This is a genomic window from Rhizobium sp. R711, from assembly GCF_002211365.1.
Taxonomy (GTDB): Bacteria; Pseudomonadota; Alphaproteobacteria; order Rhizobiales; family Rhizobiaceae; genus Rhizobium.
This window is the reverse complement of record NZ_LOKZ01000038.1, coordinates 66,005-87,110: the sequence shown is the minus strand read 5'-3', so window position 1 is coordinate 87,110 and position 21,106 is coordinate 66,005. Positions and strand designations below refer to the sequence as shown.

The window sequence follows — 21,106 nt, the reverse complement described above, 5'->3', positions numbered from 1 at the left end:
CAAATATATCAGTTTGCATATTCTATAGCGCTGAAATGAAGGTAAGCAGGGACGCATTGATGTCTTACATGACTACCTCGGAAAGGCAGCTGTCTCTGGCCACGGAGATTTCAGCGACCAATACCAGGGCCGAATTCGCACAAATTCTCGTCAAAGTAGCGCGCGCCTATGGCTTCCGGCATATCACCTTGATGCTTGCGCCAGCTCTTGAAAGCGTTCTCCTCAAAACCCTCCTCATTGAAACATCGCTTCCATCCGCCTACTTCAACCAATTCGACCGCGCCCGCATCATGCGTTTTCCCATGCTGTCGATGGGAATGGGCGACTCGGCTCTTCCGCGCTCATGGAGCCTTTCCGACAACTCCTGCGCCTACACTTTCCCGAACGAGTTGAACAAGCTTCAGCACGACTTCGGCATTCCCACCGGCGTTGCGCTCCCGGCATATACCCGCGACGGTGAGCGAATCCTGTTCTGGCTGGCCGGTGACCGCCCGGTGCTTGGACAAACCGAGCTCAACGAACTCGCGATGGTGACTCTCCATCTGCTTGACGCCTATCACCGCACGAAGCAATCGAAGGTTACCGAGCATACGCCGCTTTCCGCTCGCGAACGCGAGGTCGTTCGCTGGACGGCGCAGGGAAAAACTTCGATCGAGATCGGCCAGATCCTCTCGTTGTCGGATCACACCGTGAATGCCTATATGACCAGCGCCATCAAGAAACTCGACTGCGTGAACCGGACGCAACTTGTCGCCAAGGCGATCCGGATGAAGCTGATCAACTGAGCGTGACGCTCAGCGATCGAGCACAGAGCGAATTTCGACGAGATTCGACCTGACGCGAAGAATATAGAAGCCCATCGTCGCCAGATGGCTCGGCATGATCCAGCCGTCCTCCCGACCGTTGGAAATAATTGCCGGCTGAATTTGCAACGCCGCCTGGAACTGCCTCATCGTTGCGCCGAATATGGCGCCTAGATTGCGCTCCGCGACGACCTGGGAAAAGTCGGACTGTGCGGCGGCAAGGATCGCGTAGTAGGCATAGAGCTGCCCGTAAGCGAACCAGAAGCGGTCGTCTGCGCGTGTGTCGAACCAGCCGCGATGATGATTCTGTGAGCGGTCTGCAAGCACGTCCGAAGTGCTGCCGAGATCGTTGGCGATACGATCGATGAACTGGATGAGGTTATCCGCGCGCCCATCGAAGATCGCGTTGCAGGCTGCCAGATCCGTATTGAACTTGCGCAGGCTTTCGAGAGCGGATCGATAATAGCTCGGTGTGGGCGTCTTCGGCCCGAACGGATCAAGTCCAAAATACCAGCTGTATTCGTCGAACTGCAGGTTGCCGCGCGCTTTCTGCAGGTCGTTGTTGATCCCCGAGGTGCCGCGCACACGTCCGAGCGTGTCGACCAGTTCAACCGAGGTGCGGCGAACCGCCTGATTCACACCACGCTGGAACGACGCCTTATTGTCGAGAAACGGCGTATGATCCCAGTCGATGCCGAAAAGGCCGAGACGATAGAGCAGCATGGACGAGATCCACGCATTCTGATTGACGTTGAAGTCGACCAGGTCGGCCACGACATCGACGATGGCAGAACGCTGGCAGGTCTTGGTGGTCGCCGCGCTGTCTGTTGACGGCAGCTCCTGTCCAGCGGGAACCTTTCGCTCAGAAAGTCTGTATTCGTTGACGAAGGACGGGTTGAATCCGGACCAGACCTGCGTCTGCCAGATAAAATAGCAATAGAGAACGGCAAGCAGCCCGATAAAACCAAGGATCGGCAACCGGACCATCCAGGTGCGCTGAACGTACCAGCCGCGGGCAGCGATAAATGGCCAGAACGCCCAGGCAAAGAAAATCCGCGCCCAGCGTCCGATGATCCGGCCGATCAGCCTGAAAAAACCGGCGATCCGGTCGAGCATCGTCTTCTCCTTGCCGTGGTGGACAAAAATTGTCTGCGCAATGACATATGCGCTCGCTCGGGGAAGGACAATATCGTGCTGATATTATTGTTTCTTCGGAGCCTAGGAACGCAGAAAGCGGAAACGCAGCCGCTTGGAGATCTTCGTCGCATCGATGAGCGGCTCTCCTGAGCCATCGTCCGCCTCGGGCCCGAAGGTCTCGAACTTGTTCGCGAAGGCAGCATCGGCGGCTCGCTTGCGGTGCTCCAGTTCCTGCGGCACCAGCATGTTGCGCTCGAACAATTCAATCGGACCGGCAATCGCGGGAAAAAGCTCTGCCGAAATCTGTACCTTTGACCCGGGAATGTCGGTGTCCACCTGCGCCTGATAGATCAGTAACCGCTCTTCGGTGTCGATCACCATTTTGCGGCCGAGAACGTTGCACTGGCCGACCTGCCTATTCAACGCATCGACGAAAACCTGGAAGAGATTGATGAAGCGTTCGCGGCGCTGACTATCCTCGCGCATTCCGCGCTCTTCATCGGATGCACGGTCGGCCTGCGCTTTCAGCGCGCGGCGCTCTTCTTCCATGCGTTCCCATTCGGCCCTGCTTCCGTAGAGACCGATCCTGCCCTGCGTCGTCAACGCCTTGGCGTTCAATTCCCGGATGCGAAGGCGGGCGATATCGATCCTGTCAACAAGCCGACGGCGCTGTTCGACGATGCCGATCAATCCATGCTCGGCCAACTTGTGAAAGTCGATGGCAATCGTGCGGTAGCTCGCAATAACCGCGGCGGTTTCGTTCGACTTTACCAAGAGGTCGCGCAACCGCTCCACAACAGGCGCAGCGCGCACCCGCGCGCTATGGCGACGCCACATCCGCTGGCGGGAAAAGCGACCAATGAATTTCTCACCTGGCGTCAGGCCACGGAAACTGTCGAGATCTGCCGACACCTTGACCGTCAGCGTGTCGAGGACGGATACGAGTTCCGCGAGGAGATTGGTCAGGCTCGCGCCGTTCGTGACAAACGCCTGGAACCGCCCATTCTCGACAAGGAAACGCTCATCGTCGACAGCAGCCCCTTGGCGGGCAAATTCGGTGACGAAATCGACACAAACCTTGGCTTCAAGACGCAGCTGTTCCGGAAGCGCTCGTGCCGCTTCCAGCTGAGTATCAAAGGAGAAAGGCTTGCGCACCGGGACGCCTCCATGAATCGATTACCGCGAACCTAGCGCATAAGCCGCCGAACCGGAATCGATTTGAGGAATGGTCATACCGCTTCGGCGAGCCATTGCCCGTTCATGGCATCATCCCAATGGCGCCGGCAGAGCGACACATACTTTTCGTTGCCTCCGACATCGATCTGCGCACCTTCACGCAGCACCTTTCCTTCCGCATCAAGACGCACCACCATTGTCGCCTTGCGTCCGCAATGGCAGATCGTCCGCACTTCACGCATCTCGTCAGCGATCGCGAGAAGCTCCTCTGAAGCCGGAAAAAGCTTCCCCTGGAAATCCGTCCTCAGGCCATACACCATGACCGGAATGTTCATCCGGTCGACGATCCGGGCAAGCTGCCAGACATGCTCGCGCGTCATGAAGTGGGCTTCGTCGACGAAGACGCAAGCGATGGGTTCCCCCTCCTTGCTGAGCTCGCCAATCAAGGCCTGCAAGTCTGCTTCCGGTTCGAAGGCGACGGCGCTGGCCTGCAGTCCAATCCGGGAGCCGATGATCCCCTTTCCGGCACGCTCGTCGAAGGCCGCTATCAGCAGAACGACGCGCATGCCGCGCTCCTCGTAATTGTAGGAAGCTTGCAGCAGCATCGTCGACTTGCCGGCGTTCATGGTCGAGTAGTTAAAATAGAGTTTTGCCATCGTTTTCTCCGTCTTTCGCTTCTTGAAAGCTCGAAACGTCAAAGAAAAGTCCCCCTTTTTGATAATCACAGGAAATTCCCGGCCGAAAATGCCCAAAACCCTTGAAATTCCGGCACTCCGCGAAAAAGTGCTCACGTCGCAATCGGGTACTCCAATGCGGCGCAAACGCGCTCAGGTCGCTTGTAAAACTCGGCTATTGGTGATTGGCTTGGGAACGTAAGACTGGGAGTCTAAAATGAAAACAACAAGCGTATTCAAACTGACCACCGCCACCGCAGTTGCCGCTCTCTCTGTCGCAACCGCTGCATTCTCCGCCGACCCGGACAGCTGCTCCACCGTCCATTTCTCGGACGTTGGTTGGACGGATATCACCGCGACCACCGCCACTGCCTCCGTGGTCCTGAAAGGACTGGGCTACGCCCCCGACGTCAAGGTTCTTTCGGTTCCGGTTACCTATCAATCACTGAAAAACAAGGACATCGACATTTTCCTGGGTAACTGGATGCCGACCCAGGAGAAAGACGTTCGTCCCTTCCTCGACGATAAGTCGGTGGAGTCCTTTGGCCCGAACCTCGTCGGCGCAAAATACACGTTGGCAACCAATGCCAAGGGCGCTGAACTCGGCATCAAGGACTTCAAGGACATCGCCGCCCATAAGGACGAACTCGACGGCAAGATCTACGGGATCGAGCCGGGCAACGATGGCAATCGCCTCGTCATGGACATGATCGACAAGAACACCTTCGGCCTGAAGGGCATGGAAGTGGTTGAATCGTCCGAGCAAGGCATGCTTGCGCAAGTCGCCCGCACGGAGAAGGAAGGAAAGCCGGTCGTCTTCCTCGGCTGGGAACCCCACCCGATGAACGACAACTTCAAGCTTACCTATTTGACGGGTGGCGACGACATCTTCGGACCGGACTTCGGTGGCGCCAAGGTGTTCACCAACGTTCGTGCGGGCTACCTCAACGAATGCCCGAACGTCGGCGCCTTGCTCAAGAACATGATTTTCTCTCTGGAAATGGAAAATCAGGTGATGGGCAAGATCCTGAACGACGGTGACGAGCCGGAAAAGGCTGCGACGGAATGGCTGAAGGCCAATCCGTCCGCGCTGGATCCGTGGCTTGCGGGCGTGAAGACTCGCGACGGCAGCGGTGACGGCCTTGCGGCTGTCAAGAAAAGCCTCGGCCTGTGACAATGACGAGCGGGGTGGTTTGCACCACCCCGCTTCCGATATCATCGCTATTGTTCTTGCTCTTTCTGGATAGGCGAGCCCTTGACTTGGATCACTGAATCTAAAATCCCCATCGGCGCGTGGGCGAAAGCTTTCGTGGACTGGCTGACGTCGAATGCCGATTGGTTCTTCAACCAGCTCGCCTTCCTGTTGTCGCACGTCATCGACGGGCTGCTGTTCGTTTTGCAGAAGCCGCATCCTCTGATCGTCATCCTTGCCATCGGCGGGATTGCCTACTGGCTCCGGCGCTCGATTGTTGTGGCGGTATTCACCTGGCTTGGGCTGCTGCTCATCATGAACCAGGGCTACTGGAAAGAAACCACCGAAACCCTGGCGCTGGTCCTGGCATCCACTTTCGTCAGTATGCTCGTCGGCATCCCGCTTGGCATCGCCGCCGCGCGCCGCGCTTGGGTCTACGCGGCACTGCGCCCAATTCTTGACTTGATGCAGACCATTCCGACATTCGTTTATCTGATTCCCGCGCTTATTCTTTTCGGCCTCGGTATGGTTCCTGGCTTGATCGCCACTGTCATTTTCGCGATCCCGGCCCCGATCCGCCTGACACGTCTGGGCATCATCTCGACGCCGCCATCGCTCGTAGAAGCCGCAGAGTCTTTCGGCGCAACGCCGATGCAGGTGCTGCGCAAAGTCGAACTGCCCTACGCTACACCGCAGATTATGGCAGGCCTGACGCAGACGATCATGCTGTCGCTCTCGATGGTCGTGATCGCCGCGCTCGTAGGCGCCGATGGTCTCGGCGTGCCGGTTGTTCGCGCGCTCAATACGGTCAATGTCGCCAAGGGCTTCGAAGCTGGACTCTGTATCGTTATTCTCGCGATTATTCTCGACCGCATGTTCCGTGCGACAGGTGAAGGAGAAGGCGTATGACCGCGGTCCGCTTCGACAACGTCAGCATCGTCTTCGGCGATAAACCAGAAAGCGCCCTCGCTTTGGCCGATCAGGGAAAGAACCGCGACGAAATCGGCGCCGCGACCGGTCTCGTTCTCGGCGTGGCGGATGCCTCACTCTCGGTACAGGAAGGCGAGATCCTGGTCCTCATGGGCCTTTCCGGCTCCGGTAAATCGACCTTGCTTCGTGCCGTGAACGGGCTGGCACCCGTCGTGCGCGGCGAAGTTTCGGTCGCAACGCCAAACGGGCTCTGCAATCCCTACAAGACCACCGCGAAGGGCTTGCGCGACCTGCGCATGCACACTGTCTCGATGGTCTTCCAGCAGTTCGCGCTCTTGCCATGGCGCACCGTGGCGGAGAATGTCGGTTTCGGTCTCGAACTCGCGGGTATGCCGGAGGCCGAACGCAAGAAACGCGTCGGTGAACAGCTCGAACTCGTCAACCTGACCAAATGGGCCGACCGCAAGGTCAATGAGCTATCCGGCGGCATGCAACAGCGTGTCGGCCTGGCCCGTGCCTTTGCCACGGGTGCGCCGATCCTGCTGATGGACGAGCCGTTCTCGGCGCTCGATCCGCTGATCCGCACGCGCCTGCAGGACGAGCTTCTCGAGTTCCAGCGGCGGCTGAAGAAGACCATCCTCTTCGTCAGCCACGACCTGGACGAAGCGTTCCGCATCGGCAACCGCATCGCCATCATGGAGGGCGGGCGCATCATCCAGTGCGGCACGCCGCAGGAGATCGTCAAGAACCCCGCCGACCAGTATGTCGCCGACTTCGTCCAGCACATGAACCCGATCAGCATGCTGACGGCGCGGGACGTCATGCAGGCCGGTCTCGGCCACGCGGCCGCAGGCGCCAGCGTCAGCGGCACGGCACGGGCCGAAACGCCGCTGATCGACATCCTGGATGCCCTTTCACGCCAACCTGGCAGCATCGGGGTTGTCGAAAACGGCGCGATCGTCGGCACCATTTCGGCGCAAGACGTCGTCGAAGGTTTGACGCAGCATCGCCGCAAAGAAGAGGCTTGATCCTACCGTCCGCTTCCGCCAAAAAAGTGGACATGAAAGATCAAGCTTCCGTTCTCAGGGAAACCGACGGAGAAGCCCGCAAGCTCGCTCGCACGCTTCTCCGTTCCGCCCGTTACGCCGCAATCGCCGTTCTCGACCCCGGGACCGGTTTCCCCTTTGCCAGCCGGGTCCTCGTCGGCACCGACATCGACGGTGTTCCCGTCATTCTCGTCTCGGGCTTGTCGACGCATACCCGCGCGCTCGACGCCGATCGCCGCGCTTCGCTTCTGACAGGCGAGCCTGGCAAGGGCGATCCGCTTGCTCATGCACGCCTGACGACCCAATGCCTTGCCGAACCGGTCGAGCGCGACAGTGAGGTCTACGCGCGAATTCGCAGCCGCTTCCTCAGCCGCCATGCCAAGGCAAAGCTCTATATCGATTTCCCTGATTTCCGTTTCTTCCGGCTTGTGCCGCAGTCCGCAAGCCTCAATGGCGGATTTGGTCGCGCCTATGTGCTGGAAGGCGTAGATCTTACGATTCGATCTCCCGGCAACGAAGCGGTGGCAGCGCAAGCGGACGCGATAGTGCAAGAATTGCTAGCCAGGCACCCAGACCTCGCGGCTAGGGCCGCAGCGAGCGTGAAGGCCGGCAACGGCGATTGGCGCATTTGTGGAGTGGATTGCGCCGGTTTCGATCTCATTTCGGGTGATTTGCTTTTGCGTTGCGAGTTCGACGCCGTCGCGCAGGCCGTTGAGGACGTTTATTCACATATACCTAACATGAAATACGCAATACCTGAAATTTAGCTATATACAATCTTGACGCTGTATTGATAGTTTTCGCCGTCCGGCATTGAGCGGGAACGTGCGTTTTTGAAATTAGTTTCACATCAGGAAGAAGGTATGGACACAATCGATTTAACCGCCAATGCAAACGTTGCCGCTGCCCTGTTGTCGGCAATGGCGAACCCCAAGAGACTTCTCATTCTCTGCAACCTCGTGAGGGGCGAAATCCCGGTTGGCGCGCTGGCGCAAGAGGTCGGTTTGAGCCAGTCCGCGCTCTCGCAGCACCTATCCAAGCTGCGCGCTCAGAAGCTGGTCAAGACACGCCGCGACGCTCAGACGATCTACTACTCGAGCAATTCCGAGCAGGTTCTCAAAATCCTCGAAGCACTCACGGACATCTATACTGTTCAAAACCGCACAAAGTCTGCGGCATAGGGACGCGCTGACATAACGTCAGCCTATAAGCCGCACTGCTGAGGGATGCATCCGGAATAGTGCGGCACCTTATTTCAGCACGTCTACATACTCTTAGACCGGCAGAAATGCCGGTCTATTTTTTGTAGTGTCCATTGGAGCGACAAGCACGCAGCAGGTCCGCAGCTTGACGCCCGGAGAAGCGCTGATAATTTGACCGGGCAGTAAAAAACCGCCTCAGCCAATACCGGGAACGGCCTCCGAAACGGCCATGGAGAACAGCATGTCCAACCGCCTCAATACCACGCCAAATGACCTGCGGGCCTTTTGGATGCCCTTCACTGCGAACCGTCAGTTCAAGAAGGAGCCGCGTCTCTTTGTTAGCGCCAAGGACATGTACTACCAGACTCATGACGGCCGCCAGGTGCTCGACGGCACCGCCGGCCTATGGTGCGTCAATGCCGGCCACTGCCGGCCGAAGATCACCGAGGCGATCCGCGAACAGGCGGGCGAACTCGATTATGCGCCGGCGTTCCAGCTTGGCCATCCCAAGGCCTTCGAACTGGCGAACCGCCTTGTCGACATCGCGCCCGAAGGTATGGATCACGTTCTCTACACCAATTCGGGGTCTGAATCGGTCGAGACGGCTCTCAAGGTGGCGCTTGCCTATCATCGCGTGAAGGGCAACGGCTCGCGCTTCCGTCTGATCGGCCGGGAGCGCGGCTATCATGGTGTCAACTTCGGCGGTATTTCCGTTGGCGGCATCGTCTCCAACCGCAAGATGTTCGGCACCCTGCTAACAGGCGTCGACCATATGCCGCACACCCATCTGCCCGGCAAGAATGCCTTCACTCGCGGCCAGCCCGAGCATGGCGGCGACCTGGCGACCGAGCTTGAGCGCATCGTCACGCTGCACGACGCTTCGACCATCGCGGCCGTCATCGTCGAGCCGATCGCCGGCTCGACCGGCGTCCTGATCCCGCCGAAGGGCTACCTGCAGAAGCTCCGCGAGCTTTGCACCAAGCACGGCATCCTGTTGATCTTCGACGAAGTCATCACCGGCTTCGGCCGTCTTGGCGCCCCGTTCGCTGCGCAGTATTACGACGTCAAGCCTGACATGATCACCACCGCGAAGGGCCTGACCAACGGTGTCATTCCGATGGGTGCGGTCTTCGTGACAGCGGAGATCCACGATGCGTTCATGAACGGCCCGGAGCACATGATCGAGTTCTTCCACGGCTATACCTATTCCGGCAATCCGATCGCCTCGGCGGCCGCACTCGCCACGCTCGACACCTACAAGGAAGAAGGCCTTCTGACCCGTGCGGCGGAACTCTCCGACTACTGGGCCGACGCGCTGCACTCACTAAAGGATTGCCCGAATGTCATCGATATCAGGAACACCGGCCTGATCGGCGCCATCGAACTTGATCCGATTGCTGGCGAGCCGACCAAGCGCGCCTTCACCGCCTTCCTAAAGGCCTATGAGAAGGGCCTGCTGATCCGCACCACCGGCGACATCATCGCGCTCTCGCCGCCGCTGATCATCGAGAAGCACCACATCGACGAACTTTTCGGAAAACTGCGCGAAATTCTGCAAAACAACATCTAAACAACGCGTTTTCGGGCCCGTTTTTGCCAAATCCGGCAAAAGCGGGCCCTATTTCTTTATCTTCTTGCGAAATCAGCAGTAAATTCCTAAGAAACTTGCTGCGCACTCGCCGAAGCCAAACATGGCAGGCGGATGCTTCGGCCGCGCGGCCGCTGATCGTCTCTTGGCGCATCCCGCAAGGGCTGTTGTACGATCTGGGCTTGCCGCTGCGGTACTTAAATCGCGGGTTTGAAACCCACCCAAGGAGAAAGAAAATGAGTCTGAAGACTTTGTCGGCGGCCCTTGTCGCCTCGCTTGCCTTCGCGCCGCTCGCCCACGCAGACATCACGATCGGCCTTATTGCGCCTCTGACCGGTGCGGTGGCCGCCTATGGCGATCAGGTGAAGAATGGCGCGCAAACTGCGGTTGATGAAATCAACAAGAAAGGCGGCATCCTCGGCGAAAAAGTCATCCTCAAATACGCCGACGACGCCGGTGAACCCAAGCAAGGCGTTTCCGCCGCAAACCAGCTCGTCGGCGATGGCATCCGCTTCGTCGTTGGCCCGGTCACCTCGGGCGTGGCGATCCCGGCATCCGACGTTCTCGCCGAAAACGGCGTCCTGATGGTCACTCCGACTGCGACGGCTCCCGATCTCACCAAACGCGGTCTCGCCAACGTCCTGCGCACCTGCGGTCGTGACGATCAGCAGGCCGAAGTCGCCGCCAACTACGTCTTGAAGAATTTCAAGGACAAGCGCGTCGCGATCATCAACGACAAGGGCGCCTACGGCAAGGGTTTGGCGGATGCCTTCAAGGCCACGCTGAATGCCGGCGGCATGAAGGAAGTACTCGACGACTCGCTGACCCCTGGCGATAAGGACTTCAGCGCGCTCACCACCCGCCTCAAGGCTGAGAACGTCGACGTCGTCTATTTCGGTGGCTATCACCCGGAAGGTGGCCTGCTGGCCCGCCAGCTGCATGACCTCTCCGTCAAGGCGACAATCATCGGCGGCGACGGCCTCTCCAACAGCGAGTTCTGGAACATCGGCACCGACGCAGCTGGTGGCACGATCTTCACCAATGCCATGGACGCAACGAAGAGCCCGGACTCCAAGGCAGCAGCCGACGCGCTGAAGGCCAAGGGCATCCCGGCCGAAGCCTTCACGCTCAACGCCTACGCCGCAGTCGAAGTGCTGAAGGCCGGCATCGAGAAGGCAGGCAGCGTCGAAGATTCCGAAGCAGTCGCCAAGGCGCTCAAGGGCGGCGAGCCGATTTCGACCGCAATCGGCAAGCTGACCTACGGCGAAACCGGCGACCTGACCTCGCAGAGCTTCGCGCTCTACAAGTGGGAAGGCGGCAAGATCGTTCCGGCTGAATAAGCTGTCGATCTCCCGATCGTAATCGCCGGGCGTCCCTGTGGGCGCCCGGTTTTCGTTTGTGGCCCGGATGGTAAGCCGACCTCGCTTTGTCGGACACATGGGCTATAAGTGGTAAAACGCCAGCACGAGGATGCCCATGACTGCCAAGCTCGAACGCCTCATTGACCAGGGAATGGGCCGCTTGCCTGCCGATATCGTCTTGAAAGGCGGACGTTTCTTCGATCTCGTGACCGGCGAACTGGTGGCTTCGGATATCGGGATGGCTCAAGACCGCATAGTCGGCACGTGCGGCAGCTATGACGGCGATACCGAGATCGATATCTCGGGAAAGATCGTCGTGCCTGGCTTCATCGACACCCACCTCCATATCGAGTCATCGCTGGTGACGCCGCACGAGTTCGACCGCTGCGTTCTGCCTTATGGCGTGACGACTGCCATCTGCGACCCGCACGAGATCGCCAATGTTCTCGGCACCGAAGGCATTCAGTATTTTTTGGATTCCTCGCTCGAAACGATCATGGACATCCGCGTCCAACTCTCCTCCTGCGTGCCCGCCACGCATCTGGAAACATCCGGCGCCGATCTGCCGATCGAACGGCTCCTTCCCTTCCGCCATCATCCTAAGGTCATCGGCCTTGCCGAGTTCATGAACTTCCCCGGCGTGATCCACAAGGATCCGATCTGCATGGCGAAGCTCGACGCTTTCCAGGGCCAGCATATTGACGGCCACGCCCCACTGCTCTTGGGCAATGATCTCAACGGCTATCTCGCAGCCGGCATCCGCACCGAGCACGAATGCACGAGTGCTGCCGAAGCGCTGGAAAAAATCCGCAAGGGCATGCACATCCTCATACGCGAGGGCTCCGTGTCGAAAGATCTCGCAGCCCTGATGCCCATCATCACCGAACGCCTGTCACCCTACCTCGCGCTTTGCACAGATGACCGCAACCCGCTCGATATCGCGGAACAGGGCCATCTCGATTACATGATCCGCACCGCCATCAAAAGCGGCGTGGAGCCGCTCGCCATTTACCGCGCTGCCTCGATCTCGGCTGCCCGTGCTTTTGGCCTGAGAGACCGCGGTCTCGTCGCCCCAGGCTGGCGCGCGGACCTCGTGGTCATCGACAGCCTCGAAAACTGCCGTGCGGACCTCGTCTTTGCGGCGGGTCGCCAGGTGACGACAGAGCTTTTCGCCACGCGCAAGCCCGTGGAGCCGGTCGGCCTCGACAGCGTCAAGGCTAGGCCTGTCAACGCCGCCCATTTCGGCGTTCCGGTTGCCGATGGTGAAACGCCCGTGATCGGCGTCACCCCTGGTAAGATCATCACCGAACATCGCCGCTATCGGCTGCCGGTGAACGGCAACCAGACCGACGTCGATCTCGGCAACGACATCATCAAGGTCGCCGTCATCGAGCGGCATGGCAAGAACGGCAACCATGCCAACGGTTTTGTCCAGGGGTTCGGCCTGAAGAAGGGTGCGATCGCCTCGACCGTCGGCCATGACAGCCACAACATCTGCGTCGTCGGCGTCAGCGAGGACGATATGGCGCTCGCCGCCAATCGTCTCGGCGAAATCAAGGGCGGCTTCGTGGTCGTCGAGGATGGCAAGGTCACCGGCGAAATCGCCCTGCCCGTTGCCGGCCTGATGAGCCTCGAGCCCTACGAGACGGTGCGCGACACGCTCCACCATCTGCGCAAGGCCGCCTATGCGCTCGGCACGACACTGGAAGAACCCTTCCTGCAGGTCGCCTTCCTGCCGCTGCCGGTCATTCCGCACCTGAAGATCTCGGATCGCGGAATGGTCGATGTCGACAAGTTTGCCCTGATCGGGTGAGCGTCTAGCCAGCCACCCGCGCACAGAACGCGTCGAGCGCTGCGAGCTTGATCGGGCCGCTTCCGGTTGTCGCAGCGAAGCCCGGCATCGCCAATCGTTCTCCGATCACCATTCCCGCCGGCGGAATGAATTGTGCGGGCTTGCGCGTCAGATTGAAGACAAAGAGTAGCGTCTCACTGCCCTTGGCACGCGTAAAGGCGAGAAGGTCCTGATTGGTCCCGATGAACTCCATCGCGCCGTCAAGCAATGCCGGGTGGCTCTTGCGGAATCCGAGCGTCCGCCGGTAATGGTTCAGCACAGAATGCTGATCGCTCTCCTGCGTGTCGACGGAAAGCGCCGCCTGCTCGTAGGGCACCGGCAACCAGGATTTTTCGGCGGTCGTAAAGCCGGCATGTGCCTTAGCTGCTTCCCAGGGCATCGGCGTGCGGCATCCGTCGCGCCCCTTGAAGGCCGGCCAGAAGCGGATGCCATAGGGATCGCGCAGATCCTCGAAGGCAAGCTCGGCTTCGGGAAGGCCGAGTTCCTCGCCCTGATAGAGGCAGATCGATCCACGCAGCATGGCCAGCACCGACATGGCGAGCTTGGCGATCAGAGGCCGCTCCGCTTCCGTTTTGGCAAAGCGGCTCACATGACGGTTGACGTCGTGGTTCGAGAAAGCCCAGCAGACCCATCCATCGGCGACCGACTTCTGGAAGGCATCGACGCAGCCGCGGATATGAGCAGCGGTAAAGTCCGGTCCGAGCAGATCGAACGTGTAGCACATGTTCAGCTTGTCGCCGCCACCCGTATAGGCGGCCACCGTCTTCAGCGAGCGGGCACCGTCGCCCACCTCGCCAACCGTCGCGCGCGCCTCATAGCGGTCGAGCAGCGCCCGGAACCGTTGGAGGAAGCCGATATTTTCCGGCTGCGTCTTGTCATAGAGGTGGTTCTGCATGCCGTAGGGGTTCGTATCCGGTGCATCGAGGCCGGCATCGCTCTCGTCGGGCGCATGCGGAGGGTTGTCGCGAAGCAGCTTGTCACAGAAGTAATAGTTCACCGTATCGAGGCGGAACCCGTCTACGCCGCGATCGAGCCAGAACTTCACGGTGGCAAGCACGGCGTCCTGGACCTCCGCACTGTGGAAATTGAGATCCGGCTGCGAGCTCAGGAAGTTATGCTGGTAATATTGCCGGCGCACGCCGTCCCACTCCCATCCAGGCCCGCCGAAGATCGAGAGCCAGTTGTTGGGTGCCGTCCCATCCGGTTTCGGATCCGCCCAAACATACCAGTCTGACTTGGGATTGGTCCGGCTCGAGCGGCTTTCGACAAACCAGGGATGAACATCAGCCGTATGCGAGATCACTTGGTCGATGACAATTTTGATGCCGAGCCCGTGGGCCGTCGCCATCATCTCATCGAAGTCATCAAGCGTGCCGAAGATCGGATCGACGTCGCAATAGTCCGAAACGTCGTAGCCCATGTCGGCCATCGGCGACTTGAAGAACGGCGACAGCCAGATCGCATCGACGCCGAGGCTGGCGATATAGGGCAATCTCCGCGTGATGCCCTTCAAATCCCCGAGGCCATCTCCGTTCGTATCCTGAAAGGAACGTGGGTAGACCTGATAGATAACTGCACCCCGCCACCAGTGCGCCGTCTTGCCTGCAACCGACATCAGCCAATCATCTCCCGCATCATTCAATGATGCCAAGACTAAAGCGGGCGCGACAAAAAACAACCTTCAGCCGAGATCCGTCGAACATCCCAGCTTCCGCAATTTGTGCTTTATCTTTTCACGGTGCTTGATGTCCTTGCTCGGCAGCTTGCCGCCCACGGTGTTACGCTCCTGCATGGCAAGTGTCCGACAATCCATCTTTCGCCCCTTGCCTCCGCCTCCGTGTGCGTAAGCGGGAGCAGTTGAATGGGATAGCGCCGCGACAAGCGAAATGGCGATCAGAGAAACTGGGATCTTCTGCATGGCTCTCCCCATAGCCGCATGATCGCTATTATGGGCCCCGCCGACGAGGTCAACAATCCGGCCCAAAGCCGCAGTCCCATGCCACTCGCGGCTTGTCAGGAAGCTGCCCTGCGCGTATCAGCGAAGCGGGAAAATTCAGGGAGGCTTTCTGTGAGCGGGCGTTTTCTATCGATCGGTGAGTGCATGGTGGAGCTTTCACAGGCGGGTGCCGGCTTGCTGCGCAAGGGCTTTGCCGGCGATACGCTGAACACCGCCTGGTATGCCCGCGCCTGCCTGCCTGCAGGGTGGTCGGTGGACTATTTTACCGCGCTCGGCGACGAAGCCATGTCCGATGAGATGATTGCCTTCTTCAACCAGGCTGGCATCGGCACCGAATTTATCAGGCGCATCAAGGGCAAGGCGCCCGGTCTCTACATGATCAGCCTCAAGGAAGGCGAACGTTCCTTCAGCTACTGGCGCGACAACTCCGCCGCTCGCCTACTGGCTGCCGACGCGGAGCTTCTGCGCGAGGCGATTGAGGCCTGCGATGTCATCTATTTCTCCGGCATCACGCTTGCGATCCTGTCGCGCAATGACGCCGATACGCTGCTCGCTGAAGTGCGCCGCGCCAAGGCAGCCGGCAAGATTGTTGCCTTCGACCCCAACATCCGACCACGGCTCTGGTCGGGTTATGACGTGATGCATGCGACGATCAGCGAAGGCGCCCGCGCCTCCTCCCTGGTGCTTCCGAGTTTTGATGACGAGGCCACGCACTTCGGCGACGTTTCGATAGAGGCGACGATCCAGCGGTACCGCACACTTGGGGCCACCGACGTGCTCGTCAAGAACGGCGCAGAAGGCGCTACGCTGAGTTTTGACGGCGTGGAGAGCTTCGTCCCGGCTGAAAAGGTCAAGCAGGTCGTCGACACGACCAGTGCCGGCGACAGTTTCAACGGAGCATTTCTCGCCCGCTACCTTGAAACGAAAGACGCCCCGGCCGCAGCGGCATTTGCCGCAAAGGTCGCTGCACGTGTGGTCAGCGAACATGGCGCCCTGGTTGCATGGGAAAAGCTCGGCATCAAGAAAGCTTGAGCAACACCGAACGATCGGCGTAACGAGACTGTAATAATTCCATCATCGACTGCCGCCAGAATGTGAGGCGCGGGAATCGAGTCTCCGGGTCTGCTCGGAATTGGGCCGGCGCCCCCGCGGGCGCGGCATGGATGGAATTGGGGCGTGCTACAACATATGTCGGATGTTGGAGGCAACGAAGGCCGGGATGCATCTCGGCTAGATGTGGCGGAACGGCTGGTTATTGTCAGCGATGCCTGGCATCCGCAGGTCAACGGTGTCGTCCGTTCGATCGAGAACACCAATCGCGAACTGGCGAAGATGGGCATTGAGGTGGCAATGGTGACGCCGCAGGGCTTCCACAGCATCCCTTGCCCCACCTACCCCGAAATTCGTCTCTCGATCGCCAGCTACCGCCGCGTCGCGCGCGAGATAAGGAAGCACATGCCCTCCTACGTTCATATCGCGACGGAAGGGCCTTTGGGGCTGACGGCGCGGCGCTGGTGCCTGAAGAACCGCATGCCCTTCTCCACCAGCTATCACACTCGCTTTCCGGAATACGTCTCGGCCCGCCTGCCGGTGCCAAAGAGCTGGCTGTATGCGTTCGTTCGTTGGTTCCACAACTCAGGCGCCGGTTGCATGGTCGCAACCCCGAGCCTTGCGCGCGAACTCTCCGAAAAGGGCATCCGAAATCTCATGCCGTGGAGCCGCGGTATCGACGCCGATCATTTTCGTCCAATGCCTCTGGAAGATGCGCCATTCGGCCTTTCTCGCCCGATCTTCATGACAGTCGGCCGCGTTGCCCTGGAAAAGAACCTGCCGGCCTTTCTGGATCTCGACCTGCCCGGATCGAAAGTCGTCGTGGGTGACGGACCGGCGCGCGCCGAGCTCGAGAAGCGCTACCCGGATGTGCATTTCACCGGCCTGAAGGTCGGCGAGGAACTGGCGAGGGCCTATGCCCAGGCGGATGTCTTCGTCTTCCCATCACTGACGGATACGTTCGGCAATACAATTCTGGAGGCGCTCGCCTCGGGTGTTCCTGTCGCCGCCTACCCTGTCACCGGTCCGCTCGATATTATCGGCGAGGATACCGACGTCGGCGCGCTCGACGATGATCTGAGGACGGCTTGCATGGCGGCGCTGTCTGCCTCGCGCGAAAAGGCCCGTGAACTCGCGCTGCAATATTCATGGGAAGCGGCAACGACGCAGTTCATAAACAACATTCGCGCCGCCAACGGCGTCATTACGCCAAAGTGGAAAAAGGCGTGGCAATTTGCTGCCAAGTCGCTGCCGAGAACAAAAAAGCCCGGCGACGCCGCCGGGCCTATCTCATCGGGAGCCTGATCCGCTATTTCTTCAGTGCCTCACGCAGCGTCTGATTGGCGACAGAGATTGCACGGCGCGTTGCTGGCGTCTCGGTGATGGCGTTCAGAAGCACGAAGTCGTGGATCGTGCCGTTGTACCGGATCGAGGTCACCTTCACGCCGGCCTGCGTCAGCTTGCGGCCATAGGCCTCGCCTTCGTCGCGCAGCACGTCGTTTTCATCCGTGATGATCAAGGCAGGCGGCAGGCCGTTCAGTTGATCGAGCGAGGCCTGAAGCGGTGAAGCAGTCGGTTCCTTGCGCTTGGCTTCATCCGGCAGATAGGCGTTCCAGAACCACTTCATCGCCTCCTTCGTCAGCCAGGGACCGTTGGCGAATTCGTTGTAGGAGCCCGTTTCGAAGTTTGCATCAGTCACGGGATAAAAGAGGACCTGCTGGTCGATTGCCGGACCGCCACGCTCCTTGGCAAGCAGGGTGACCGCAGCCGTCATGTTGCCGCCAACGCTATCGCCGGCCACCGCCAGACGGCTCGCATCGACATTGAATTCCTTCTGATGTTCGCCGACGTATTTCGTAGCGGCGTAGGCCTGCTCGATCGCGATCGGGTAACGTGCTTCCGGCGAACGCTCATAATCGACGAAGACAACGGCGGCGTTGGCGCCATTGGCGATCTCGCGGACGAGACGGTCATGCGTGTCGGCGTCGCCGAGAACCCAACCGCCGCCGTGGAAGTACATTACGACCGGCAGTTTGCCCTTCGCGCCTGCCGGACGGACGATACGCAACTTGATGCTGCCGGTCGGGCCGGCCTTGATTGTCACATTCTCTTCCTTCGCTGCGACTTTCTTGAAGTCGCCTTTCTGGGCGCCGGCAAGGACTCCACGGGCATCGGATGGAGACAGCGTATAGATCGGCTTGGCGCCAGCGAGCGCGTCGATAAACTTCTGGGTGGTCGGTTCCAGCACCGGATCGGCAGCGGCGCCGAAGGTCGCGGCTGCCAGAATGGTTGCTGCGGAGACTGCGGTCTTGATGGTCGACATCATCTTGTCCTTTCGGTTGCGGTTCGTTGTCAACGCGCTTTTATTTATCGCACGATAATTTATCGCACGATTTAAATTTCGGCAACTCAGTCATGCGAAAAAGATCATTGCGATTATTTATCGCGCGATATATTGTTGTGCGATTTTGGAGGTCCCGACATGAGCGACGATCTGAATCTCGACGATTTCATCTGTTTCGCGCTCTACACCGCGAACCACGCGATGAACCGCGTCTACAAGCCTATGCTGGACGCCTTGAACCTGACCTACCCGCAATACCTGGTCATGGTTACGCTCTGGAAGGAGGATGGCCAAACGGTCGGTGCCATTGGCGAGAAGCTGCTTCTGGAATCGAGCACGCTCACCCCTCTCCTCAAACGCCTGGAAGCGACCGGCTACATCAAGCGCGAACGTGGTACGGACGACGAACGCGTCGTTATTATCCGTTTGACCGATGAAGGCCGGAAACTTAGAGCGCGCGCAGCTTCCATTCCCGGCTGCATCGTCAATGCGTCAGGCCAGAAATTCGCTGAACTGAAGCGGCTGAGGGCGCAAGTCGTCGCGCTGCGCGACGCGTTGGAGAGCAGCGCAGCCTGAGCGGCCTGCCCTCAGGTCCGCTTCTTCTTCGACTCGTACGGATTGTCGGGCGAACGATAGTGAATGCGGATCGGCACGCTCGGCATATCGAAATCGTTGCGCAGGCCGTTGATCAAATAGCGGGTGTACGACTCCGGCAGCGCGTCCGAGCGCGTGCAGGAGATCATGAAGGCCGGCGGGCGAGCCTTCACCTGTGTCATATACTTGAGCTTGATACGACGGCCGGAAACTGCCGGTGGCGGATGCTGAACCTGCTGCTGCTCCAGCCAGCGATTGAGCCGCGCGGTCGAAATGCGCTTGTTCCAGACCTTGTCCGTATCGATGATCGACTGCATCAGCTTGTCGAGCCCGCGGCCGGTCTGGCCGGAGATCGGCACGGCGCGGATGCCACGCGCCTGCGGCAGCAACCGGTCGGTCTTTTCGCGCAGATCCGCAAGAACCGCCTGCGGCTCCTCGATCATGTCCCACTTGTTGAACGCGAGCACGGCAGCTCGCCCTTCGCGCAGGACGAGATCGACGATGTGCAGGTCCTGCTTCTCGAACGGAATCGTCGCATCGAAGACGATGACGACGAGCTCGGCGAAGCGGATGGCGCGCAGCGCATCGGCGACGGAGAGCTTTTCCAGCTTTTCGATCACCTTCGCCTTGCGGCGCATACCTGCCGTATCGAACATCTTGATGGTGCGACCACGCCAGTCCCATTCCACGGAGATGGAGTCGCGCGTGATGCCGGCTTCCGGTCCGGTCAGCAACCGGTCTTCACCGAGGAAGCGGTTGATCAGCGTCGACTTGCCGGCATTCGGACGGCCGACGATCGCCACGCGCAGCGGCTTGGTGTCGTCATATAGAGGTTCGTCCTCTTCCTCGCCGTCCTCATCGGTCGGCTGAGGGATATCGACGTCGGTGACGGCGACATCTTCCTTCGGCGGGAACGCGCGATCTTCGCCGAGCGCGGCAATAATAGCGTCTCGCAGGTCGAGCATCCCCTGCCCGTGTTCGGCCGAGATTGGCGTCGGCTCCCCAAGGCCGAGCGAATAGGCATCATAGAAACCGGCGTCCGATCCGCGCGCTTCCGACTTGTTGGCCACGAGAACCACCGGTTTGCCTCGACGGCGCAGCATTTCAGCAAGCGCCGTGTCAACAGGCGTCAGACCGGTCTTGGCATCGACGACAAACAGAGAAAGGTCGGCTTCGTCGATCGCCGCTTCGGTCTGCGCACGCATGCGGCCCTGCAGGCTCTCTTCATGGGCCTCTTCAAGACCGGCGGTATCAACGATGGTGAACCGCAGGTCGACCAGCCGTGCCTCGCCCGGGCGACGGTCGCGCGTGACACCCGGCGTATCGTCGACAAGCGCCAGCTTCTTCCCAACCAGGCGGTTGAAAAGCGTCGACTTGCCGACATTCGGGCGACCGACAATGGCGACCGTAAAGCTCATTGAAATTCCTTACTTTCAGCCCTGTGCGGCGGGCGCCTTGCCGGATGCGGTGATGTTATCAAGCATCATCTGGGCACGATTGGCAACATTGCGCGGGCTCTGCGCATCGTCGGCGATCGCCTGGAACCACTGGCGCGCCTGGCTCATATTGCCGGCCTTATAGGCGGCAAGGCCGAGCGCTTCGCGGGCGGAGTGGCGGAAGGCGTTGCCGGGAACAGCCATTTCCTCCACCTGTGCGGAAACCTGATCGTACGAGCCGCTCTCGATCAGCAACCAGCCGGCGCGCATCTTGGCGGCATCGCGCACGGCTGCCGGTGCGGCGTTGTCCTTACCGATCACGTCGAAGGCGGCAACGGCACCTGCCGTATCACCCTTCTGGGCCAGCACGCTGGCCGCGCGCAGCCGCGCCAGGATCGGATAGGATCCGTGGCCTTCCTTTTCCAGCGTCTCGAGCGCTGCCAGCGCCTCGGCGTGCTTGTTCTCATCGGCAAGCTTCATCGCGGCGATGAACTTGTCGCCCGTGCCGGAGGACTGGTTATCGTCCCAATATTCATAGACCTTGTAGCCGATGGTACCGAGCACGATCAGGACAGCGAGCGCAATCAGGTAGCGACCAAACCGACGCCATGCGCCTTTCACCTGGTCGGAACGCAGTTCCTCATTGACTTCACGAATGAAGCTGTCGTCGTTGAATGCCATTCTCGTCTCCGGGCGCGGATATGCTTCGGCATGCGGATTGCACGCACATTGTGGGGCCTTCTACCCCATTTTTCAGCAGTTGT

Annotated in this window: 20 protein-coding genes; 12 read left to right on the top strand and 8 right to left on the bottom strand. The window is 59.8% G+C overall.

Features of this window, described 5'->3' with window-relative positions:
- Positions 1–59: 59 nt before the first annotated feature.
- Positions 60–785: a LuxR C-terminal-related transcriptional regulator gene (locus ATY80_RS26550; protein ID WP_088695281.1), complete on the top strand. Its 726-nt coding sequence runs from the start codon at positions 60–62 to the stop codon at positions 783–785.
- A 9-nt stretch (positions 786–794) separates the two neighbouring features.
- Here the strand turns inward: ATY80_RS26550 and ATY80_RS26545 are convergent, their stop codons facing one another.
- The 3 genes from ATY80_RS26545 to ATY80_RS26535 form a co-directional block, all read right to left on the bottom strand.
- On the bottom strand, positions 795–1,919 hold the full coding sequence (locus ATY80_RS26545; RefSeq protein WP_088695280.1) for a DUF2333 family protein: 1,125 nt from the start codon (positions 1,917–1,919) through the stop codon (positions 795–797).
- 102 nt (positions 1,920–2,021) lie between these two features.
- Positions 2,022–3,095: a hypothetical protein gene (locus tag ATY80_RS26540; protein ID WP_088695279.1), complete on the bottom strand. Its 1,074-nt coding sequence runs from the start codon at positions 3,093–3,095 to the stop codon at positions 2,022–2,024.
- A 74-nt stretch (positions 3,096–3,169) separates the two neighbouring features.
- Positions 3,170–3,772 carry a thymidine kinase gene (locus tag ATY80_RS26535; RefSeq protein WP_007789867.1) on the bottom strand — a complete coding sequence of 201 codons (603 nt, stop codon included), beginning with the start codon at positions 3,770–3,772 and terminating at the stop codon, positions 3,170–3,172.
- A gap of 235 nt (positions 3,773–4,007) precedes the next feature.
- Here ATY80_RS26535 and ATY80_RS26530 point away from each other — a divergent pair, with 235 nt between their 5' ends.
- The 8 genes from ATY80_RS26530 to ade all read left to right on the top strand — a co-directional run bounded on the left by ATY80_RS26530 (position 4,008) and on the right by ade (position 12,922).
- Positions 4,008–4,964 carry a choline ABC transporter substrate-binding protein gene (locus tag ATY80_RS26530; protein WP_088695278.1) on the top strand — a complete coding sequence of 319 codons (957 nt, stop codon included), beginning with the start codon at positions 4,008–4,010 and terminating at the stop codon, positions 4,962–4,964.
- Positions 4,965–5,045: 81 nt separating this feature from the next.
- Positions 5,046–5,891, top strand: a complete 846-nt coding sequence (choW, locus tag ATY80_RS26525; RefSeq protein WP_088695277.1) for a choline ABC transporter permease subunit — start codon at positions 5,046–5,048, stop codon at positions 5,889–5,891.
- Positions 5,888–6,940: a choline ABC transporter ATP-binding protein gene (gene choV / locus ATY80_RS26520; protein ID WP_088695276.1), complete on the top strand. Its 1,053-nt coding sequence runs from the start codon at positions 5,888–5,890 to the stop codon at positions 6,938–6,940. Before choW ends, choV begins: the two co-directional genes overlap by 4 nt.
- Positions 6,941–6,972: 32 nt before the next feature.
- Positions 6,973–7,725 carry a pyridoxamine 5'-phosphate oxidase family protein gene (locus ATY80_RS26515; protein ID WP_088695275.1) on the top strand — a complete coding sequence of 251 codons (753 nt, stop codon included), beginning with the start codon at positions 6,973–6,975 and terminating at the stop codon, positions 7,723–7,725.
- Between the two features lie 96 nt (positions 7,726–7,821).
- Entirely contained in the window at positions 7,822–8,139 is a 318-nt protein-coding gene (locus ATY80_RS26510; protein WP_088695274.1) for a metalloregulator ArsR/SmtB family transcription factor, read from the top strand.
- Between the two features lie 262 nt (positions 8,140–8,401).
- A complete protein-coding gene (locus ATY80_RS26505; RefSeq protein WP_088695273.1) occupies positions 8,402–9,730 on the top strand; it encodes an aspartate aminotransferase family protein in 1,329 nt (442 codons plus the stop codon).
- Between the two features lie 254 nt (positions 9,731–9,984).
- On the top strand, positions 9,985–11,088 hold the full coding sequence (locus tag ATY80_RS26500) for a branched-chain amino acid ABC transporter substrate-binding protein (RefSeq protein ID WP_088695272.1): 1,104 nt from the start codon (positions 9,985–9,987) through the stop codon (positions 11,086–11,088).
- Between the two features lie 136 nt (positions 11,089–11,224).
- Positions 11,225–12,922: an adenine deaminase gene (ade, locus tag ATY80_RS26495; protein WP_088695271.1), complete on the top strand. Its 1,698-nt coding sequence runs from the start codon at positions 11,225–11,227 to the stop codon at positions 12,920–12,922.
- 4 nt (positions 12,923–12,926) lie between these two features.
- Here ade and ATY80_RS26490 read toward each other — a convergent pair whose 3' ends face one another.
- Positions 12,927–14,576 (bottom strand): alpha-glucosidase, encoded by a 1,650-nt coding sequence (locus ATY80_RS26490; protein ID WP_088695270.1) that lies wholly within the window; start codon positions 14,574–14,576, stop codon positions 12,927–12,929.
- Positions 14,577–14,642: 66 nt separating this feature from the next.
- Entirely contained in the window at positions 14,643–14,879 is a 237-nt protein-coding gene (locus tag ATY80_RS26485) for a hypothetical protein (protein ID WP_088695269.1), read from the bottom strand.
- 150 nt (positions 14,880–15,029) lie between these two features.
- On the opposite strand from ATY80_RS26485, the gene ATY80_RS26480 reads away from it, so the two are divergent.
- Together ATY80_RS26480 and ATY80_RS26475 are read left to right on the top strand one after the other, a co-directional pair.
- Positions 15,030–15,950 carry a sugar kinase gene (locus tag ATY80_RS26480; protein ID WP_088695268.1) on the top strand — a complete coding sequence of 307 codons (921 nt, stop codon included), beginning with the start codon at positions 15,030–15,032 and terminating at the stop codon, positions 15,948–15,950.
- Between the two features lie 156 nt (positions 15,951–16,106).
- Positions 16,107–17,273: a glycosyltransferase family 1 protein gene (locus tag ATY80_RS26475; RefSeq protein WP_088695267.1), complete on the top strand. Its 1,167-nt coding sequence runs from the start codon at positions 16,107–16,109 to the stop codon at positions 17,271–17,273.
- 4 nt (positions 17,274–17,277) lie between these two features.
- Here the strand turns inward: ATY80_RS26475 and ATY80_RS26470 are convergent, their stop codons facing one another.
- Positions 17,278–18,291 carry an alpha/beta hydrolase gene (locus ATY80_RS26470; RefSeq protein WP_088695409.1) on the bottom strand — a complete coding sequence of 338 codons (1,014 nt, stop codon included), beginning with the start codon at positions 18,289–18,291 and terminating at the stop codon, positions 17,278–17,280.
- A 159-nt stretch (positions 18,292–18,450) separates the two neighbouring features.
- Between ATY80_RS26470 and ATY80_RS26465 the strand changes: the two genes are divergently transcribed.
- A complete protein-coding gene (locus tag ATY80_RS26465; RefSeq protein WP_088695266.1) occupies positions 18,451–18,888 on the top strand; it encodes a MarR family transcriptional regulator in 438 nt (145 codons plus the stop codon).
- Between the two features lie 11 nt (positions 18,889–18,899).
- On the opposite strand, the gene der is transcribed toward ATY80_RS26465, so the two are convergent.
- Both der and ATY80_RS26455 read right to left on the bottom strand, forming a co-directional pair.
- Positions 18,900–20,324 (bottom strand): ribosome biogenesis GTPase Der, encoded by a 1,425-nt coding sequence (gene der / locus ATY80_RS26460; protein ID WP_088695265.1) that lies wholly within the window; start codon positions 20,322–20,324, stop codon positions 18,900–18,902.
- 15 nt (positions 20,325–20,339) lie between these two features.
- The gene (locus tag ATY80_RS26455; RefSeq protein ID WP_088695264.1) at positions 20,340–21,023 is read right to left on the bottom strand and encodes a tetratricopeptide repeat protein; all 684 of its coding nucleotides are present in this window, start codon (positions 21,021–21,023) and stop codon (positions 20,340–20,342) included.
- Between the last annotated feature and the right edge of the window lie 83 nt (positions 21,024–21,106).

What these genes read in the sequence shown, in the direction of transcription:
- ATY80_RS26550 (WP_088695281.1), top strand. Translation starts at nt 60, where the DNA reads ATGTCTTACATGACTACCTCGGAAAGGCAGCTGTCTCTGGCCACGGAG.
- ATY80_RS26545 (WP_088695280.1), bottom strand. Translation starts at nt 1,919, where the DNA reads ATGCTCGACCGGATCGCCGGTTTTTTCAGGCTGATCGGCCGGATCATC.
- ATY80_RS26535 (WP_007789867.1), bottom strand. Translation starts at nt 3,772, where the DNA reads ATGGCAAAACTCTATTTTAACTACTCGACCATGAACGCCGGCAAGTCG.
- ATY80_RS26530 (WP_088695278.1), top strand. Translation starts at nt 4,008, where the DNA reads ATGAAAACAACAAGCGTATTCAAACTGACCACCGCCACCGCAGTTGCC.
- choV (WP_088695276.1), top strand. Translation starts at nt 5,888, where the DNA reads ATGACCGCGGTCCGCTTCGACAACGTCAGCATCGTCTTCGGCGATAAA.
- ATY80_RS26515 (WP_088695275.1), top strand. Translation starts at nt 6,973, where the DNA reads ATGAAAGATCAAGCTTCCGTTCTCAGGGAAACCGACGGAGAAGCCCGC.
- ATY80_RS26510 (WP_088695274.1), top strand. Translation starts at nt 7,822, where the DNA reads ATGGACACAATCGATTTAACCGCCAATGCAAACGTTGCCGCTGCCCTG.
- ATY80_RS26505 (WP_088695273.1), top strand. Translation starts at nt 8,402, where the DNA reads ATGTCCAACCGCCTCAATACCACGCCAAATGACCTGCGGGCCTTTTGG.
- ATY80_RS26500 (WP_088695272.1), top strand. Translation starts at nt 9,985, where the DNA reads ATGAGTCTGAAGACTTTGTCGGCGGCCCTTGTCGCCTCGCTTGCCTTC.
- ade (WP_088695271.1), top strand. Translation starts at nt 11,225, where the DNA reads ATGACTGCCAAGCTCGAACGCCTCATTGACCAGGGAATGGGCCGCTTG.
- ATY80_RS26490 (WP_088695270.1), bottom strand. Translation starts at nt 14,576, where the DNA reads ATGTCGGTTGCAGGCAAGACGGCGCACTGGTGGCGGGGTGCAGTTATC.
- ATY80_RS26485 (WP_088695269.1), bottom strand. Translation starts at nt 14,879, where the DNA reads ATGCAGAAGATCCCAGTTTCTCTGATCGCCATTTCGCTTGTCGCGGCG.
- ATY80_RS26475 (WP_088695267.1), top strand. Translation starts at nt 16,107, where the DNA reads ATGTCGGATGTTGGAGGCAACGAAGGCCGGGATGCATCTCGGCTAGAT.
- ATY80_RS26470 (WP_088695409.1), bottom strand. Translation starts at nt 18,291, where the DNA reads ATGTCGACCATCAAGACCGCAGTCTCCGCAGCAACCATTCTGGCAGCC.
- ATY80_RS26465 (WP_088695266.1), top strand. Translation starts at nt 18,451, where the DNA reads ATGAGCGACGATCTGAATCTCGACGATTTCATCTGTTTCGCGCTCTAC.
- der (WP_088695265.1), bottom strand. Translation starts at nt 20,324, where the DNA reads ATGAGCTTTACGGTCGCCATTGTCGGTCGCCCGAATGTCGGCAAGTCG.
- ATY80_RS26455 (WP_088695264.1), bottom strand. Translation starts at nt 21,023, where the DNA reads ATGGCATTCAACGACGACAGCTTCATTCGTGAAGTCAATGAGGAACTG.